Annotated in this window: 17 protein-coding genes; 10 read left to right on the top strand and 7 right to left on the bottom strand. The window is 64.9% G+C overall.

Translation table 11 applies throughout. The features are described from left to right. Nucleotides 1-31: 31 nt before the first annotated feature. Nucleotides 32-973 carry an alpha/beta hydrolase gene (locus tag FJ948_RS08600; protein WP_140703948.1) on the top strand — a complete coding sequence of 314 codons (942 nt, stop codon included), beginning with the start codon at nt 32-34 and terminating at the stop codon, nt 971-973. A gap of 20 nt (nt 974-993) precedes the next feature. Here the strand turns inward: FJ948_RS08600 and FJ948_RS08605 are convergent, their stop codons facing one another. Next, entirely contained in the window at nt 994-1695 is a 702-nt protein-coding gene (locus FJ948_RS08605; RefSeq protein ID WP_181173596.1) for a GntR family transcriptional regulator, read from the bottom strand. Between the two features lie 224 nt (nt 1696-1919). Between FJ948_RS08605 and FJ948_RS08610 the strand changes: the two genes are divergently transcribed. The 9 genes from FJ948_RS08610 (at nt 1920) to FJ948_RS30990 (ending at nt 10563) form a co-directional block, all read left to right on the top strand. Next, a complete protein-coding gene (locus FJ948_RS08610) occupies nt 1920-2951 on the top strand; it encodes an ABC transporter substrate-binding protein (protein WP_348642960.1) in 1032 nt (343 codons plus the stop codon). A gap of 68 nt (nt 2952-3019) precedes the next feature. Beyond that, nucleotides 3020-4105: an ABC transporter ATP-binding protein gene (locus FJ948_RS08615; RefSeq protein WP_140703325.1), complete on the top strand. Its 1086-nt coding sequence runs from the start codon at nt 3020-3022 to the stop codon at nt 4103-4105. Further along, nucleotides 4102-5028 carry an ABC transporter permease gene (locus FJ948_RS08620; protein ID WP_140703327.1) on the top strand — a complete coding sequence of 309 codons (927 nt, stop codon included), beginning with the start codon at nt 4102-4104 and terminating at the stop codon, nt 5026-5028. Before FJ948_RS08615 ends, FJ948_RS08620 begins: the two co-directional genes overlap by 4 nt. Further along, nucleotides 5025-5825 carry an ABC transporter permease gene (locus tag FJ948_RS08625; protein ID WP_140703329.1) on the top strand — a complete coding sequence of 267 codons (801 nt, stop codon included), beginning with the start codon at nt 5025-5027 and terminating at the stop codon, nt 5823-5825. The genes FJ948_RS08620 and FJ948_RS08625 overlap by 4 nt, the downstream gene beginning before the upstream one ends. A 48-nt stretch (nt 5826-5873) precedes the next feature. Continuing rightward, complete coding sequence (gene ggt, locus FJ948_RS08630) at nt 5874-7460, top strand: gamma-glutamyltransferase (RefSeq protein WP_140703331.1); 1587 nt, start codon at nt 5874-5876, stop codon at nt 7458-7460. Between the two features lie 216 nt (nt 7461-7676). Next, on the top strand, nt 7677-9197 hold the full coding sequence (locus FJ948_RS08635) for an acyl--CoA ligase (RefSeq protein ID WP_140703333.1): 1521 nt from the start codon (nt 7677-7679) through the stop codon (nt 9195-9197). Between the two features lie 59 nt (nt 9198-9256). After that, nucleotides 9257-10240, top strand: coding sequence for a 2-dehydropantoate 2-reductase (locus FJ948_RS08640; protein WP_140703335.1), 984 nt, complete (start codon nt 9257-9259; stop codon nt 10238-10240). Continuing rightward, the gene (locus FJ948_RS30525; protein ID WP_246677478.1) at nt 10225-10371 is read left to right on the top strand and encodes a hypothetical protein; all 147 of its coding nucleotides are present in this window, start codon (nt 10225-10227) and stop codon (nt 10369-10371) included. The genes FJ948_RS08640 and FJ948_RS30525 overlap by 16 nt, the downstream gene beginning before the upstream one ends. 21 nt (nt 10372-10392) lie before the next feature. Next, a complete protein-coding gene (locus tag FJ948_RS30990; protein ID WP_348642961.1) occupies nt 10393-10563 on the top strand; it encodes a hypothetical protein in 171 nt (56 codons plus the stop codon). A gap of 24 nt (nt 10564-10587) precedes the next feature. Here the strand turns inward: FJ948_RS30990 and FJ948_RS08650 are convergent, their stop codons facing one another. The 6 genes from FJ948_RS08650 to FJ948_RS08675 all read right to left on the bottom strand — a co-directional run bounded on the left by FJ948_RS08650 (nt 10588) and on the right by FJ948_RS08675 (nt 17183). Next, nucleotides 10588-11559, bottom strand: coding sequence for a branched-chain amino acid ABC transporter permease (locus FJ948_RS08650; RefSeq protein WP_140703952.1), 972 nt, complete (start codon nt 11557-11559; stop codon nt 10588-10590). Between the two features lie 22 nt (nt 11560-11581). Further along, nucleotides 11582-12469: a branched-chain amino acid ABC transporter permease gene (locus FJ948_RS08655; RefSeq protein ID WP_140703337.1), complete on the bottom strand. Its 888-nt coding sequence runs from the start codon at nt 12467-12469 to the stop codon at nt 11582-11584. A gap of 7 nt (nt 12470-12476) precedes the next feature. Continuing rightward, nucleotides 12477-13187, bottom strand: coding sequence for an ABC transporter ATP-binding protein (locus FJ948_RS08660; RefSeq protein ID WP_140703339.1), 711 nt, complete (start codon nt 13185-13187; stop codon nt 12477-12479). Beyond that, complete coding sequence (locus FJ948_RS08665; RefSeq protein ID WP_140703341.1) at nt 13180-13959, bottom strand: ABC transporter ATP-binding protein; 780 nt, start codon at nt 13957-13959, stop codon at nt 13180-13182. Before FJ948_RS08665 ends, FJ948_RS08660 begins: the two co-directional genes overlap by 8 nt. Before the next feature lie 11 nt (nt 13960-13970). Then, nucleotides 13971-15179 (bottom strand): ABC transporter substrate-binding protein, encoded by a 1209-nt coding sequence (locus FJ948_RS08670; RefSeq protein ID WP_140703342.1) that lies wholly within the window; start codon nt 15177-15179, stop codon nt 13971-13973. A 243-nt stretch (nt 15180-15422) separates the two neighbouring features. Continuing rightward, entirely contained in the window at nt 15423-17183 is a 1761-nt protein-coding gene (locus tag FJ948_RS08675; protein ID WP_140703344.1) for an ABC transporter ATP-binding protein, read from the bottom strand. Nucleotides 17184-17397: the final 214 nt, after the last annotated feature.

Raw genomic sequence — 17397 nt, forward strand, 5'->3', positions numbered from 1 at the left:
GGAGATGATGGCGCCAATCGACCCAGCACCGATGACCGACTACAGAACCCTCATCGACGCCGAGACCTGGGCCTTCATCGAGCGGACCAATTCCTATTATCCGCCCGACACGATCGACCACACGATCACCCAGCAGCGCGAGATTTATGACCGGATGTGCCGCGAGTTCTTTGCCGGCTATCCACACGGCGTGACAGCCGAGACCACGGTCATTGCCGCGCCCGCGCACGCTATCCCGATCCGCATCTATCGGAACGCGACGCCGGACGATGCGGCGATCGTGGTCTACATCCATGGTGGCGGCTTCATCCTCGGCGGGCTGGGCAGCCATGACGATGTCTGCGCCGAACTTTGCGGCCTCACCGGCCATGAGGTGGTTTCGGTCGACTACCGGCTGGCGCCGGAGCATTTGCATCCGGCCGGTTTCGACGATGCGATGAGCGCCTTCGAATGGGCCGCAGGGACCTACAACCGCCCGGTCGTGCTGTGCGGCGACAGCGCCGGCGGCAATCTTTGCGCCGCCGTCGCGCACGCGACGCGTGGCCATGCGAAGAAACCCATCGGCCAGGTGCTGATCTATCCCGGCCTCGGCGGCGATCGCTCGCGCGGCTCCTATGTGACGCACGCCGAAGCGCCTATGCTGACGGTGCGCGACCTCGAATTCTACAAGCATATCCGCACCGGCGGCACCGACCAGACCGGCGACATCACGCTGTCGCCGCTGGCCGACGCCGATTTCGCCAATTTGCCGCCGACCGTGCTGATCACCGCCGAGTGCGACCCGCTGTCATCCGATGGCGAGGCTTATCGCGACCGCATCGTCGCGGCAGGCGGGCGCGCCACCTGGTTCGAGGAGCCCGGCCTGGTGCACGGCTATCTCAGAGCCCGGCACACGGTCGGCCGCGCCCGCGCGAGCTTCACCCGCATCGTCGACGCGGTGGCGACGCTCGCAAAGGGCGGCTGGACCTGGTAGGGGCCGGGGGCTTTCCCCGCTCAGGAGGCCTTGGCCAGGAAACTCTGATAGTCCGATTTCGCCTGCAGCAGGCGCAGCACGTTCTCGCGCGATCCCCGCACATGCGCGCGCGCCAGGGCGCCGGCCTTGACGGCGTCGCCTGCGCAGATCGCCTCGACGATCTCGGCATGCTCGTCGCGGGCGATCTTCCATTCATCGAGCCACAAGAGTTCGGTCCAGACATAATGCTGGCACTTGTCGAGGATGCCGCACAGCATGCCGTGCAGCATGACATTGCCGCTGATCTCGGCAATGACGCGGTGCAGGTCGATGCCAACCTCCAGTTCCTGGAATTTTTCTCTCGTCGTGCGATCCGGGATGGCGGCCAGCCGCTCGCATTCGGCCAGCATGGCGCGCAGCCGCGCCTTGTCCTTGTCGGTCGCCGCGGTGGCCGCCAGTTCCGTCGCATGGCCGTCGAGCAGTTCGCGGATGTCGAATGCCTCGCGGAACATGTTGATGTCGAACTCGGTGACGGCATAACCCTGGCGCGGCCGGCCGGTGACCAGCCCGTCGCGCTCAAGCCGGTTGAAGGCCTCGCGCACCGGCGTGCGGCTGACATTGAGTTTTGCCGCGATGTCGCTTTCGGTGACGCGCGAGCCCGGCGGAATCTGGCCGGTCACGATCATCGCCTTGAGCGCGGAATAGACCGAGTCGCGCAGCGTGTTTTTGGTTTCCTTGGCCAAGTTCCGTTTCCAGTTCTCCGGCCGCTCTGGCCGGACATTGCCTCGTTTGTAGTCGCAGTCGGCGCAATTTGCCACGCCCGGCGGCGCGGTCCCCACCGCCCAACGGATCGTGCCTGTCGCAGTTGACAACACCAATCTCTCGGCTACATTCGAAATTGTATACAAAATCGCATGCTAAATCAAAAACAAATGGGAACGCCGGTCGGAGAACCGAAATGAACAGGATGAGAAAAGTTTGCGTTGTGGCGATCGCGGGCCTCATTGCCTCCACGGCAGTGCCCGCCATCGCCGCCGACACGATCACCGTCGCCTCATGGGGCGGCACCTATCAGGAGGCGCAGACCAAGGCGTTCTTCAAGCCGACCGCCGATGCGCTCGGCATCACCATCAAGGAAGACACCACCAACGGCCTCGACGATGTGCGGCTGCAGGTGACCGGCAATGCGGTGAAGTGGGACATCACAGAACTTGGCGCCGACGAATGCGCGCGCGGCTCGAAGGAAGGGCTGTTCGAAAAGCTGGATTACGGCATCATCGACAAGAGCGGCATCAACCCCAAGCTGGTGCATGACGACTGGGTCGGCATTTCCTACACCTCCGTCGTGCTGATCTACCGGACCGACGTCTTCGGCGACAAAGGCCCGAAGACCTGGGCCGACTTCTGGAACGTGGAAAAATTCCCGGGACGGCGCGCGCTGTCGAGCAGCCAGGCGACGGAAACGCTGAGCGTCGCCGCGCTCGCTTCGGGCCTGCCTATCGACAAGGTCTACCCCGTCGACATCGACGGCGCCCTGAAGTCGGTCGACAAGATCCGTGGCCATGTCGATGCCTGGTGGACCTCCGGCGCCCAGGCCATGCAGCTGGTGAAGGACGGCGAAGTCGACATGGCGAGCATCTGGAACGGCCGCGCCGGCACGTTGAAGAAGGAAGGCGCACCGGTCAGCTTCTCCTTCGACCAGGGCGTGCTCACCGCCGACTGCATGGTCATTCCAAAGGGCGCCAAGAACAAGGAAGCGGCGATGAAGGCGCTGGCGATGTTCGTCAGCCCGCAATTGCAGGCCAATCTGCCACTCTATGTCGACAATGGGCCGGTCAACGAAAAGGCCTTCGAGACCGGCAAGATCCCGCCGGAGCGGATCAAGGACATCAACTCGGCGCCCGAAAACGTCAAGAAACAGGTGCTCCAGGATGCCGAGTTCTGGCGCGACAACCTCGTCGAGGCCACGGAAAAGTTCAACAATCTGATCCAGCAATAGGCCGGAATCCCTGGGGCGGCGCTAGCGCCGCCCTGTTCCCTCAGTCTTCTGCCCAGGAGAGAAAAAACTTGTCCATTGCACCATCCGCGCTGCCGATCAGCATGCGCCGGATCGAGAAGAGATTTGGCAGCGTGCCGGTGCTGCGCGACCTGAACCTCGATGTCGAGGCCGGCGAGTTCCTGACCTTGCTCGGCCCCTCCGGCTCGGGAAAGACGACGCTGCTGATGATCCTGGCCGGTTTCGTCAGGGCCAATGGCGGGAGCATCAAGGTGGGCGGCGACGAGATCATCACCACGCCGCCGCACAGGCGCAATATCGGCATGGTGTTCCAGAACTATGCACTGTTTCCGCATATGAACGTCTTCCACAACATCGCCTTCCCGCTGAAACAGCGCGGCGTCGCGGCCGCCGAGACGGCGCAGCGGGTGGAGAAGGCGCTGGAGCTGGTGAAATTGCAGGGGCTGGGCGAGCGCCGCGTCGACCAGCTTTCCGGCGGCCAGCGCCAGCGCGTGGCCCTGGCGCGCGCCATCGTCTTCGAGCCGCGCATCGTGCTGATGGACGAGCCCCTGTCGGCGCTCGACAAGGGCCTGCGTGAGCACATGCAGATCGAGCTGCGCGCGCTTCATCGCCGTCTTGGCATGACCACGGTCTATGTCACGCACGACCAGCGCGAAGCCATCACCATGTCTGACCGCATCGCCGTCATGAATGGCGGCCGCATCGAACAGCTCGACCAGCCCGAAACCCTCTATGCCGCGCCGAAGACGCAATTCGTGGCCGGCTTCATCGGCGAATCGAATTTCGTGCCGGTGGAAAGCCGCAACGGATCGGTCTGGTATGAAGACAGGCGGATCCAGACCGAGGCACCGACACCGCCGGCTGGTCCGCATCTGATGGTGGTGCGACCGGAGAAGCTCAGGCTGGTCACGGCAACCGAACCGTCGGCCGGCATCAACGTGCTCGACGCGACGGTCAGCGACATCATCTACCAGGGCGACAGCTTCGTCTGCTATGCCAGCCTGAGGGACGGCCGCCAGCTGACGCTGCGCGACTATTGCCGCAGCGATGTGCTGGCAAGGCTGCCAGCGCCCGGCCAGCCGATCATGCTCGGCCTCGACGCGAAGGACACGATCCTGGTGGCGGCCGAGGGATGAGCGCGCAATCCGCCCTGCTGAAAGAGATCGCCGGCCCGGCGGGACAGAATCTGAACGCGCAAGAGCTGCGCGCCGACGCGCGGCGCGAGCAGCTCAGGCTGTTGGCACTGTTGGCGCCGAGCCTGTTCCTCGTCTGCGCCATCATCATCGTGCCCATCGGCTGGCTGTTCTGGCTGTCGCTGTTCGACGAGTCCGGGGCCTTGAGCGCCGCCAACTATGCGCGTTTCTTCGAGCAGGCCTCCTACATCAAGACCTTCATCACCACCTTCAAGGTCGCGTTCATTGTCACCGGCGCCTGCGTCCTGCTTGGCTATCCCCTGGCCTACATGCTGTCGCAACTGCCGCGCCGCGCGGCGTCGATCTGCTTGATCTTCGTCATCCTGCCGTTCTGGACCTCGGTCCTGGTGCGCACCTATGCCTGGCTGGTGATCCTGCAACGCAAGGGCCTGATCAACAGCTGGCTGATCGACCTCGGCGTGATCAGCCAGCCGCTGCCGCTCGCCAACAATTTTGCCGGCGTCGTCATCGGCATGACGCACATCCTTTTGCCGTTCCTGGTGTTGCCGCTCTATGCCTCGATGAAGACCATCGACACCGACTGCCTGCGCGCCGGCATGAACCTCGGCGCCAGTCCTGCCGCTACGTTCCGGCAGATCTTCTTTCCGCTGTCGCTGCCCGGCCTCGCCTCGGGCGTGGTCATCGTCTTCGTGCTCTGCCTCGGTTTCTTCGTCACGCCGGCGCTGATGGGCGGCGGCAAGGTGGTGATGTGGGCGATGCGCATGGAACAGACCACCAGCCTCTATTCCAACTGGGGCGCCGGCGCGGCACTCGGCGTGGTGCTGCTGGTCGTCACGCTGGCCTTGCTCGGCCTGTTCCAATGGCTGCTCGGCGCACGCACCACCGGCGTTTGGAGTTCGCGATGAGTGGAGATATCGGCCTGCCGATCTCGCACCGGCAACGTCTGTGGCTTTACGCACTCGGCGGCCTCGTGCTTTTGTTCCTGATCGCGCCTTCGGTCATCATCGTCATCATGTCGTTCTCGGATTCGACGCTGCTGCAGTTCCCGCCACAGCAATGGTCGCTGCGCTGGTACCAGAGCTACTTCCAGTCGCTGGAATGGCGAGATGCAACCATCGTCTCGGTCAAGGTGGCTGTCATGACGGTGCTGGTGGCGACGCCGCTCGGCACCGCCGCCGCCTATGCGATCAACCGGGGTACGCTGCGCTTCAACGGCACCATCAATGCGCTGCTGACGGCATCGTTGATCATCCCGGTGATCCTGATCGGCATCGGCACCTTTTTCCTCTATGCGCGCATCGGGCTCAACAACACGCTGACCGGCCTGGTCATCGCGCATACGGTGCAGGCGCTGCCGCTGGTGGTGCTGACCGTGCTGTCGGGCCTGCGTTCCTACGACATGAACCAGGAACGCGTCGCGCGAAGCCTCGGCGCCGGGCGCATCGCCGCCTTCTGGCAGGTAACGATGCCGCAGATCCGCTTCTCGATCGTCTCGGGCGCGCTGTTTGCCTTCATCACCTCCTTCGACGAAGTTGTCGTCTCGCTGTTCATCTCGGGTGGCGAGACGACAACCCTGACGCGCCGCATGTTCAATGCGCTGCGCGACCAGATCGACCCGACCATCGCCGCCATCTCGACCTGCCTGATCGTGCTGTCGGTCCTGCTTTTGTCCGTCGCGCAGATCTTCGGACGGCGGCGTTGATTTCACCAAACCAATTCGCAGACGTGACCAGGGGATATCCAGACCAAAATGCGTGACTTTCAATTCCCCGGCCGCTCGCCGGTTCGTGCCACCGAGGCCATGGCCGCCACCTCGCACCCGCTTTCGACCCTTGCGGCGATCGAGATGCTGCGCGCCGGCGGCAACGCCATGGACGCCGCCATCTGCGCCGCCGCCGTACAGGGCGTCGTCGAGCCGCAATCGACCGGGATAGGCGGCGATTGCTTTGTCCTCTACTGCCCCAAGGGAAAAAACGAGGTGCTGGCTTTCAACGGTTCCGGCCGAGCGCCGGCAGCCGCGACCGTCGATTGGTATCGCGACAAGGGTTTCGATAGCATCCCGCTCCAAGGGCCGCATCCCGTCACCGTGCCGGGCGCCATCGACGCCTGGTGCCGGCTGCTCGAGGATCATGGCAGCAAGAGCCTGGCGGAGGTGCTGGCGCCGGCGATCCACTATGCCGAGAACGGCTATGTCGTGCACGACCGCGTCGCCTTCGACTGGGCGGAACCCGAAACCGATCTTTCCGCCGACGAACATTGCGCGCGCATCTTCCTGCCGGGCGGCAAGGCGCCGAAGGCCGGCGACGTGCATCGGCAGCCGGAACTCGGCGCCACTTTGCGGATAATCGCTAAGCACGGCCGCGCCGGATTCTATGAAGGCGCCGTCGCCGACGACATGGTGCGCCGGCTCAAGGAATTGGGCGGGCTGCATTCGCATGAGGATTTCGCCGCGACAAGGGGCGACTATGTGGCGCCGGTGAGCGTCAGCTATGGCGGCCACGAGATCCACCAGATGCCGCCGAACAACCAAGGGCTGACGGCGCTTTTGATGCTGAACGTGCTGTCGGGCTTCAAGCTTGGCGGGCTCGATCCCAACGGCGCCGAGCGCCTGCACCTGGAGATCGAGGCCGGACGCCTGGCCTATCGCGACCGCGACCGTTTCGTCGGCGACCAGGACCATGTCCCGGTACCGGTGCAACAGCTCCTGTCGGCCGCCTATGCCGACCAGCTGCGCGCCGAGATCGACCGCGAGCGCGCCATGACGCATTTGCCTGATATGCAGCTGCCCGGCAGCGACACGGTCTACATCTCGATCGTCGACCGCGACCGCAACGCGGTCTCCTTCATCAACTCGACCTATTATTCCTTCGGCAGCGGCGTTGTCGGCCCGAAGAGCGGCGTGGTGCTGCAGAACCGCGGCTCGAGCTTCCGGCTGGACGCGGCGCACCCCAACGCCATCGCGCCCGGCAAGCGGCCGATGCACACGATCATGCCCGGCATGGCGACGAGGAATGGCCGCGTGGTGATGCCGTTCGGCGTCATGGGCGGCGGCTACCAGCCGTTCGGCCATGTTCATCTGCTCACCAATATGATCGACTTCGGCATGGACCCGCAGCAGGCGCTGGACGCGCCACGGGTGTTCTTCAATGACGGCATGGTGGAGGCGGAGCGCAACGTGCCCACTGAGGCGATCGAAGGCCTGCGCCGGCGCGGCCATGCCATCACCGAGCCGCACCATCCGCTCGGCGGCGGCCAGGCGGTGCTGATCGACTGGGAAAAGGGAACGCTGACCGGCGCGTCGGACCCGCGCAAGGACGGGATGGCGCTGGGGTATTGAGGGATGGCGCGGTGGCGATTGGTTCTGGGACGTTGGCGCTGCCCCTCATCCGCCTGCCGGCACCTTCTCCCCGTAAACGGGGAGAAGAGAGTTAGTCACCGACGTCGCGGCCAGCTTCTTTCGCCCCGTTTATGGGGAGAAATGCCCGGCAGGGCAATGAGGGGCGGCGCCAACCTCCGCTGGACTTTCACAAGCTTTGAAACATAGTCGGTGACCATGAGCACGAATTCACAAGACCTCTCCCGCCGCCTCGTCGCCGGAGACGACAACGCCCCCGCGATCCTGGCGCCTGACAGGCCGACGCTGACCCATGGCGGCCTGCGCGCGCTGATCGCGACGACCGCCGGACGGCTTCACGCCGTCGGCATCGGCCGAGGCGACAGGGTGGCGATCGTGCTGCCGAACGGGCCGGAGATGGCGACGGCCTTCATCGCGGTGGCGGCCACAGCCTCGACGGCGCCGCTCAACCCCGCCTACCGGGCCGACGAACTCGATTTCTATCTGACCGATATCGGCGCCAAGGCGATCCTCGTCGCGGAGACCGAGACCGGCCCGGCCGTGACGGTGGCCGAGCGCCTCGGCATCGGTGTGCTGCGGCTCACCGTGCCGCCTGATGCGCCAGCCGGCAGCTTCGCCATCGAGGGGGCGGCGATCGGCCCACAGGCGGCGCCCGCCATGGCCGGGGACGACGATATCGCGCTGTTGCTGCACACCTCCGGCACGACGTCGCGGCCCAAGCTGGTGCCGCTCAGCCATGCCAATGTCGCGGCCTCCGCCCGCCATATCGGCACGACGCTCGGCCTGACGGCCAGTGATCGCTGTCTCAACATCATGCCGCTGTTCCACATCCATGGGCTGATCGCGGCGGTGCTGTCGTCGCTCGCCGCCGGCGGCAGCATCTACTGCACGCCGGGTTTCAACGCGTTGCGCTTCTTCCAGTGGCTGAGCGACGCGAAACCAAGCTGGTACACGGCGGTGCCGACCATGCATCAGGCGATCCTGCCGCGCGCGGCGCGCAATGAAGACGTGCTGGCGGCGGCTAGGCTGCGCTTCATCCGCTCGTCTTCGGCGTCGCTGCCGGCGCAGGTGATGGCCGAACTCGAAACGACCTTCGGCTGCCCGGTCATCGAATCCTACGGGATGACCGAGGCCGCGCACCAAATGGCGTCGAACCGGCTGCCGCCGGGCCTGCGCAAGCCGGGCAGTGTCGGCGCATCGGCCGGGCCGGAGGTGGCTGTGACGGCACCGGACGGCCGGCTGCTCGAACCGGGCGAGACGGGCGAGATCGTCATTCGCGGACCCAATGTGACGGCAGGCTACGAGAAGAACCCGGACGCCAACGCCACGGCCTTCGCGCATGGCTGGTTCCACACCGGCGACCAGGGCGTGCTCGACGGTGACGGCTACCTCAGGGTCACCGGCCGGCTGAAGGAAATCATCAACCGCGGTGGCGAAAAAATCTCGCCGCTCGAGGTCGACGATGTGCTGATGGACCATCCGGCGGTGGCGCAGGTCGTCACCTTCGCCATGCCGCATGACAAGCTTGGCGAGGAGGTGGCGGCGGCGGTGGTGCTGCGCGAAGGCATGAGTGCCACCGAGAGCGATATCCGCGCCCACGCCGCGACGCGGCTCGCCGATTTCAAGGTGCCGCGCAAGGTGCTGATCCTGGACGAGATCCCGAAGGGCGCGACCGGCAAGCTGCAGCGCATCGGGCTCGCCGCCAAGCTCGGGCTCTAATGCATGTCGCTTGGAAGTGTCCCAGATAGCGACACGCATGGAATCAAAGGCTCACTAGGATGAAGATCACCATTTTCGGCGCTGGCGCCATCGGCGGTTATCTCGCCGCCAAGCTGGCCATTGCCGGCCGTACCGATCTGTCGATCGTCGCCCGCGGCGCGCATCTCGAAGCGATCAAGGCAAATGGCCTGCGCCTGATCGAGGATGGACAGGAAACGGTGGCTCCCGTCCGCGCTGCCGCCAAGGCGGAAGAGCTTGGCGCGCAGGACTATGTCGTGCTGGCGCTGAAGGCGCATTCCGTCGCGCCGGCACTGGACCAAATCGCACCGCTGCTTGGGGACCACACATCCGTCGTCACCATGCAGAACGGCGTTCCCTGGTGGTATTTCTACAAGGACGGCGACGCGCTCGAAGGCGCCAGGCTGCATCAGGTCGACCCCGGCGACACGATCTGGGACCGGCTCGGCCCGCGACGCGTCATCGGCTCGGTCGTCTATCCCGCCGTCGAAGTCGATGCGCCAGGCCTGATCCGCCATGTCGAAGGCAGGCGCTTCTCGCTCGGCGAGCCCTCCGGCGAGAAGAGCGAGCGGGTGATGCTGCTCGCCGGCGAGATGGTCAAGGCCGGCCTGCAGGCGCCGGTGCGCGAGGACATCAGAAGCGAAATCTGGGTCAAACTGTGGGGCAACCTCTCCTTCAACCCGATCTCGGCGCTGACCGGCTCGACGCTTGCCGCAATCGTCGCCGACGAAGGCACCCGCGCGCTCGCCCGCGCCATGATGCTGGAAGCGCAAGCAATCGGCGAAAGCCTCGGCGTCCGCTTCCCCATCGACGTCGACCGCCGCATCAAGGGCGCCGGTGATGTCGGCGAGCACAAGACCTCGATGCTGCAGGACCTTGAGCGCGGGCGGCCAATGGAAATCGATGCGCTGGTGGGCGCGGTGCAGGAGCTTGGGCGGCTGACGGGCAAGCCGACGCCGGCGATCGATGGAGTGCTGGCGCTGGTGAAGAGGCTGGCGGTGGAGCGGGGGTGTTATGGGGGATAGAGGCGCGGACACGCCACGAACAGCTGTCGCAACGCCACGCAACCGAGGCGATGCTGGATTGCGGGAAGATCGAGATCGACAAGTTCGATGTCAGGCTGAACGCGGCCTACAACACGCTGATGCAGCGCTAACATGGCGCCGAACGCACGCGGCTGCAGCGCGAACAGCGCGCCTGGCTGAAGCAGCATCTGCGGGAGGCGCACCGTCTTGCCGCCGATCCAAACAACGGATCGGCCGCCTTCCTCGACTCTCAGGGGTTTGAACTTGATGATTTGAGCGTACGCACGACCGAACTCGAAAAGCGCGTCCAGAAAAACGGGTAGTCGTCCAACCGAGTGCCGAAACGATCAGCCCTTGCCTACGCGATTGAAAAGCCGCGCATAAACCTCTCCCACAATCCCGCGCCGGAACACCAGCACGCAGACCATGAAGATCAGCCCGGTGGCGATCGTCACCGGGAAACCTGACGTGGCCAGCGTGTTTTCCAGGCCGACGACGAGGCTGGCGCCGATGATGGGGCCGACCATGGTGCCGATGCCGCCGAGGAGCGTCATCAGGATCACCTCGCCCGACATCTGCCAGGTGACGTCGGTGAGGGTGGCGAACTGGAAGACGATCGCCTTGAGCGAGCCGGCGAGCCCGGCCAGCGCGGCGGACATGACGAAGGCGCCGAGTTTGTAGCTGGCTACGGAATAGCCCAGCGAAATGGCGCGGTTCTCGTTTTCGCGGATCGAGCACAGGATCATGCCGAAGGGCGAATTGACGATCCGCCAGATGGCGAAGACGCCGATCAGGACCACGGCAAGCACGAAATAATACATGTTCATCGAGACGTTCAGGTCGAGGACGCCGAAGAGCATGCCGCGCGGCACGCCCTGGATGCCGTCCTCGCCTTGCGTGAACGGCGCCTGGACGCAAAAGAAGAAGAACATCTGCGACAGCGCCAGCGTGATCATGGCGAAATAGATGCCTTGCCGGCGAATGGCGAAGAAGCCCATGACGAGGCCGAGCAGTGCCGCGCCCGCCATGCCGAGCAGGATGCCGGCTTCGGGCGGCCAGCCCCAGACCTTGACGGCGTGCGCGGTGAAATAGGCGGCGCCGCCAAAAAAGGTGGCGTGGCCGAAGGACAGCAGCCCGGTATAGCCGAGCAGGAGATTGAAGGCGCAGGCGAACAGCGCGAAGCACAGCATCTTCATCAGGAAGATCGGGTAGACGAAGAAGGGGGCTGCCAGCAGCGCCAGTATGCCGAGCGCGACAATCGTCCATTCGAGCCATGCCGAGGGTTTGGCCGATGCCTCGCGAAGGCTGAGAGCGGCCATGTCGGATGTTTCTTCCGCCATGTCAGGCATCCCTTCCGAACAGGCCGGCCGGCCGGACCAGGAGCACGATCGCCATGATGACGAAGACGACGAGGTTGGAGGCCTCGGGGTAGAAGACCTTGGTCAGGCCTTCGGCCAGCCCAAGCATGTAGCCGGTGACGATGGCGCCGAGGATCGAACCCATGCCGCCGACCACGACCACCGCGAAGACGACGATGATGAGGTCCGACCCCATCAGCGGGCTGACCTGGTAGACGGGTGCCGCCAGTATGCCGGCCAGCCCGGCAAGGGCGGAGCCGAGGCCGTAGGTGAGGGTCAAAAGCAACGGCACGTTGACGCCGAAGGCCTGGACGAGGCGGGGATTCTCGGTTGCGGCGCGCAGGTAGGACCCGAGCCTGGTCTTCTCGATCAGCGCCCAGGTTCCGAAGCAGACGATCGCCGAGGCGATTACGACCCAGCCGCGATAATTGGGCAGGAACATGAAGCCGAGATTGGTGCCTCCGGCAAGCAGCGGCGGCACGGCGTAGGGGTTTCCCGACACGCCGTAATAGTAGCGGAAGATGCCTTCGAGCACGAGCGCGAGGCCGAAGGTGAAGAGCAGGCCGTAGAGCGGATCAGTGTCGTAGAGCCTGGACAGCGCCAGGCGTTCGACGACGACGCCGAACAGGCCGACGATCAGCGGCGCCAGGACCAGCGCCGGCCAATAGCCGATGCCGAGATGGGTGAGCAGGAGATAGCCTGTGAAGGCGCCGAGCATATATTGGGCGCCATGGGCGAAATTGATGACGCGCAGCAGGCCGAAGATCACGGCCAGGCCGAGGCTCAGCATGGCGTAGAAGGAGCCGTTGATCAGGCCGACCAGCAACTGGCCGAGCAATGCCTGGACGGGGATGCCGAAGATCATCGTCATGGCGCCATCATACACCCAGGATTTCGTGGAGCAGCGTCATGCGGTCCGCCAGTTCGCCGGTGGGAAACCCGGCCACGACCTTGCCGTGCTCCATCAGGTAGAAACGGTCGGCGACACGGCTGGCGAAGCGGAAATTCTGCTCGACCAGCAGGATGGTCATGCCGCGCTTCTTCAACGTCACCAAGAGCTCGCCGATGCGCTGCACGATGACAGGTGCGAGGCCCTCGGTCGGCTCGTCCAGGAGCAGCATCTTGACGCCGGTGCGCAGCATGCGCGCGATCGCCAGCATCTGCTGTTCGCCGCCCGACAGCCGCGTGCCGGGACTGTTGCGCCGCTCCTTCAGATTGGGGAAGAGATCGAAGATTTCCTCGACGCTCATGCCGCCCAGGGCGACGACCGGTGGCAGCACCAGGTTCTCGTCGACGGTCAGCGTCGAGAAGATGCCGCGTTCCTCCGGCACGAAGCCGATGCCTTGATGGGCGGTGCGGTGCAGCGGCAGCCGCATCAGGTCCACGCCGTCGAAAACGACCTGCCCGGTTCGCCGGCGGATCAGGCCCATGATGGCGCGCAGCGTCGTCGTCTTGCCGACGCCGTTGCGGCCGAGCAGCGTCACCGTCTCGCCGGCAAACACATCCAGGTCGACGCCGTGCAGCGCATGGCCTTCGCCATACCAGGCGTTGAGGCCGCTGACCGCAAGCAGGGGCGAAGCACTAGTCATCGGCGGTGCCCATATAGGCAACCTTGACGCGCTCGTCACGGCTGACGGTGGCGTAGTCGCCGGCGGCAAGCACCTCGCCGCGCTGCATCACCGTTATCCAGTCGCAGAGATCGGCCACTACGGTCAGATTGTGCTCGACCATCAATATCGCGCGGTCCTCGGCCACCGAACGGATGAGGGCGGAAACCGTGGCGACGTCCTCGTGCCCCATGCCGGCCATCGGCTCGTCGAGCAACAGCACTTTCGGATCCAGCGCCAGGGTCGTGGCGATCTCGAGCACGCGTTTCCTGCCATAGGAGAGATCGCTTGCCAGCCTGTTCCTGGCATCGTCGAGACCGACGGAGCGCAGCAGCTCCATGGCGCGCGGCGTCAACCGGTCGAGTGCGGCCAGCGAACGCCAGAACTGGACGCCAAGCCCGGCCGGACGCTGCAGCGCGACGCGCACATTGTCGAGCACGCTGAGATGCGGAAAGATCGCCGATATCTGGAACGAGCGCACCAGCCCCATGCGCGCAACCCTGGCCGGCGGCGTGCGGGTGATGTCCTGGCCGAGCAACTCGATCCTGCCGCTGGTCGGCGCCAGGAATTTGGTCAGCAGGTTGAAGACGGTGGTCTTGCCGGCGCCGTTGGGTCCGATCAAGGCATGGATCTTGCGACGGCGGACATCGAGGTCGACATTTTTGACGGCGACGAAGCCGGCAAAGTCACGCCGCAGGCCGCGGGCGGAAAGCACCACTCGCGGTTCTTTGTCGGTCAGGTCAGGCGGCGCCATGGCCGCGCCGGTCACTGGGCCGCCGTCGCGCAGCCGCTGTCCTTTTCGCTCAGGAAAGCCTCCTTGCCGGGAATGGTGGCGAGATACTTGTAGTAGTCCCAATCCTTGGTGCTCTCGCTCGGTGCCTTGACCTGGTAGAGATACATGTCGTGCACCATGTTGCCGTCGGCCTGCACCTTGCCGCCGGTAATGACGGCGTCGTCGACGGGCAGCGAATGGAGCTGCTTGGCGACCGCTTCGGTCTCGTCGGTGCCGGCCTTGTCGATCGCCTTCAAATATTGCGTCACAGCCGAATAGGTCGCGGCCTGGATCATGTTGGGCATGCGGTTGGTGCGCTTGAAGAAGCGCTGCCCGAACTCGCGGCTCTTGTCGTCGCGGTCCCAGTAATAGCCCTCGGTCAGCACGACGCCTTGCGCGGCCTGCAGGCCGAGCCCATGCACCTCGGCCAGCGTGAACAGAAGCGCTGCCAGGCGCTGGCCGCCCTGGACGATGCCGAATTCGGCCGCCTGCTTGATGGAATTGGAGGTGTCGAGACCGGCATTGGCCAGGCCGATGACCTTTGCGCCCGACGACTGTGCCTGCAGCAGGAAGGACGAATAGTCGGTCGATCCGAGGGGGTACCGCACTTCGCCCAGCACCTTGCCGCCATGGCTCTCAACGAATTTGGATGTCTGCTCCTTCAGCGAATAGCCGAAGGCATAATCGACGGTGACGAAGAACCAGCTGTCGCCGCCCTGCTGGACGAGGGAGCCGCCGGTTCCCACCGCCTGCGAGTGGGTGTCATAGGCCCAGTGGAAACCGTAGGGCGAGCATTGCTTGCCGGTGAGGTCGGTGGTCGCCGCACCGGTGACGATGTCGATCTTCTTCTTTTCCTTGGAAATCCCTTGCACGGCGAGCGCGACAGAAGAGGTCGTCAGCTCCATGATGGCATCGACCTGCTCGGTGTCATACCATTGGCGGGCGATGTTGGAGGCGATATCGGGCTTGTTCTGATGGTCGGCGCTGATGATCTCGACCGGCGCGCCCTGCACCTTGCCGCCGAAATCCTCGACCGCCATCTTGGCTGCTTCGACCGACCATTTGCCGCCGAAATCGGCATAGACGCCGGACTGGTCGTTGAGGATGCCGATCTTGACCTTGCCATCGGAAATCTCGGCGGCCGAAGCCGGAACAGTGGTGGCCGCGAGGAGCGCGGCGGAAACGACATGGCATAGCTTCATGAGTTTACTTCCTCCCAGTGTGGATGAATCCGTCCGCCCCCTACGATCGTCATCCGCAAGCACAATGGAACATTAGGAAAATGAGGCGGAAGGGCAAGAGGCGGCCACGGATTTCATGCCGGCGAGCCCGTGCCGATCCGGCCGATAGCATTCCCCCAGCCGGAAGCCGGGGAAGAGACACGAACATGTGAACCGCCCATGCGGGCACGGCTATGAAGCGTTCTCAGGAGGCAATAAGCGCCTTCAGCCCTCGGCGGCGACGAGATGGCCGTCGCCGACATCGCTCAGCGCCAGTTTCAGCGGCGCTTCGCCGATCCTGCGCGTGGCGCTTGGGATTTCCTGGTCGAGGCGGGCGAAACGGCTCCTGCGCCGCGTGGGGTCGGGCACCGGCACGGCCTCGATCAGGCGCCTGGTGTAGGGGTGGCGCGGGTTCGAAAAAACCTGGTCGCGCGTGCCCATCTCGACGATCTGGCCGAGATACATGACGGCGACACGGTCGGAGATGTTCTCGACGACGGCCATGTCGTGCGAAATGAACAGATAGGCGACGCCGAATTCGCGCTGCAATTCCTTCAAAAGGTCGAGCACACGCGCCTGCACAGAAACGTCGAGCGCCGAGACGCTTTCGTCGGCAATGATCAGTTTTGGCCGCAGCGCCAGGGCGCGGGCGATGCAGACGCGCTGGCGCTGGCCACCGGAAAACTCGTGCGGATAAAGCTCCATCTGATCCGATGACAGGCCGACACGGTCGAACAAGGCCGCCACACGCTCGCGGCGCTCCTGCTTCGAGGCGATGCCGTGGATCAGCAGCGGCTCGGCGACGAGGTCGCCGACGCGCATGCGCGGGTCGAGCGAGGCGAAGGGGTCCTGGAAGATCATCTGCACGTCGCGGCGAACCGCCTTGCGCTCGTCGCGGCCGAGACCGGACAAATTGCGACCGCCGACGACGATGTCGCCGCTATACGGCACCAGCCCGGCCAGCGCCTTGGCGGTGGTCGACTTGCCGCAGCCGGATTCGCCGACCAGCGCCAGCGTTTCGTTGGGCGCGATCGAAAAGCTGACGCCCTCGACGGCGTGAACGCGGCGGGTGACCTGGCCAAAGATGCCGCCATGCAGGTCGAAGCGGACGTGGAGGTCTTTTACATCGGCGACATTGGCCGGCATTGCGGCTTCGGCAATCTCTTTCGATGCCTGCCGGCCGACGCCACTGCCGATGCGCGGCACGGCGGCGAGCAGCTCGCGCGTATAATCGGCTCGCGGCCTGGCGAAAATATCCGATGTCTTGCCTTCCTCGACCATGCGGCCGTGGCGCATGATGATGACGCGGTCGGCCATCTCGGCGACCACGCCCATGTCGTGGGTGATGAGAATGACGCTGGTGCCGTGCTTCTTCTGCAGGTCGCGCAGCAATTCCAGCACCTCGCCCTGCACGGTAACGTCGAGCGCCGTCGTCGGCTCGTCGGCGATCAGCACGTCGGGTTCCAGCGCCAACGCCATGGCGATCATCACGCGCTGGCGCATGCCGCCGGACAGCTCGTGCGGAAATTGCCTTAGCCGGCTTTCGGCCTCCGAAATACGCACCGCTATCAGCGCCTCGATGGCGCGCCGGCGGGCTTGCGTAGGCGACAGGCTGGTATGCGCCTCGATGGATTCGGTGAGCTGGCGGCCGATCGACAGAACCGGATTGAGCGAGGTCATAGGTTCCTGGAAGATCATGGCGATGCGATCGCCGCGAATATGGCGCATCCGGCGTTCGTCGAGTGTGGTGAGGTCGGTGTCGGCCAGATGGATCGAGCCGGCGGAGATGCGCGCCGCAGGCTGCGGCAGCAATTGCATGATCGCCAGCGCCGTCATCGATTTCCCGGAGCCGGACTCGCCGGCGATGCAGAGCGTTTCGCCACGGGCAAGTGCCAGAGAGAGGTTGGAGACGACCTCGCGAGAGCCCTCCTCGCCGCGCACGGAGACGGAGAGATTGGTTATAGTGAGGATGGGGTTGGTGGTCATTGCAGGCGCAGGCTTCCGAGAGGTTTGGCGGGGCACGCCCCCCTCTGGCCTGCCGGCCATCTCCCCCTCGAGGGGGGAGATTGGACGGCACGCATGGCTTCGCCAACTTTCGACGGCACAAAAAGGAGTGCCGGCGCGCGTGAAAGCCAATCTCCCCCCTCGAGGGGGAGATGTCCGGTAGGACAGAGGGGGGCGCCTTGGCGCTGACCCAACT

The sequence above is a fragment of the Mesorhizobium sp. B2-3-12 genome, assembly GCF_006442205.1.
Taxonomy (GTDB): domain Bacteria; phylum Pseudomonadota; class Alphaproteobacteria; order Rhizobiales; family Rhizobiaceae; genus Mesorhizobium.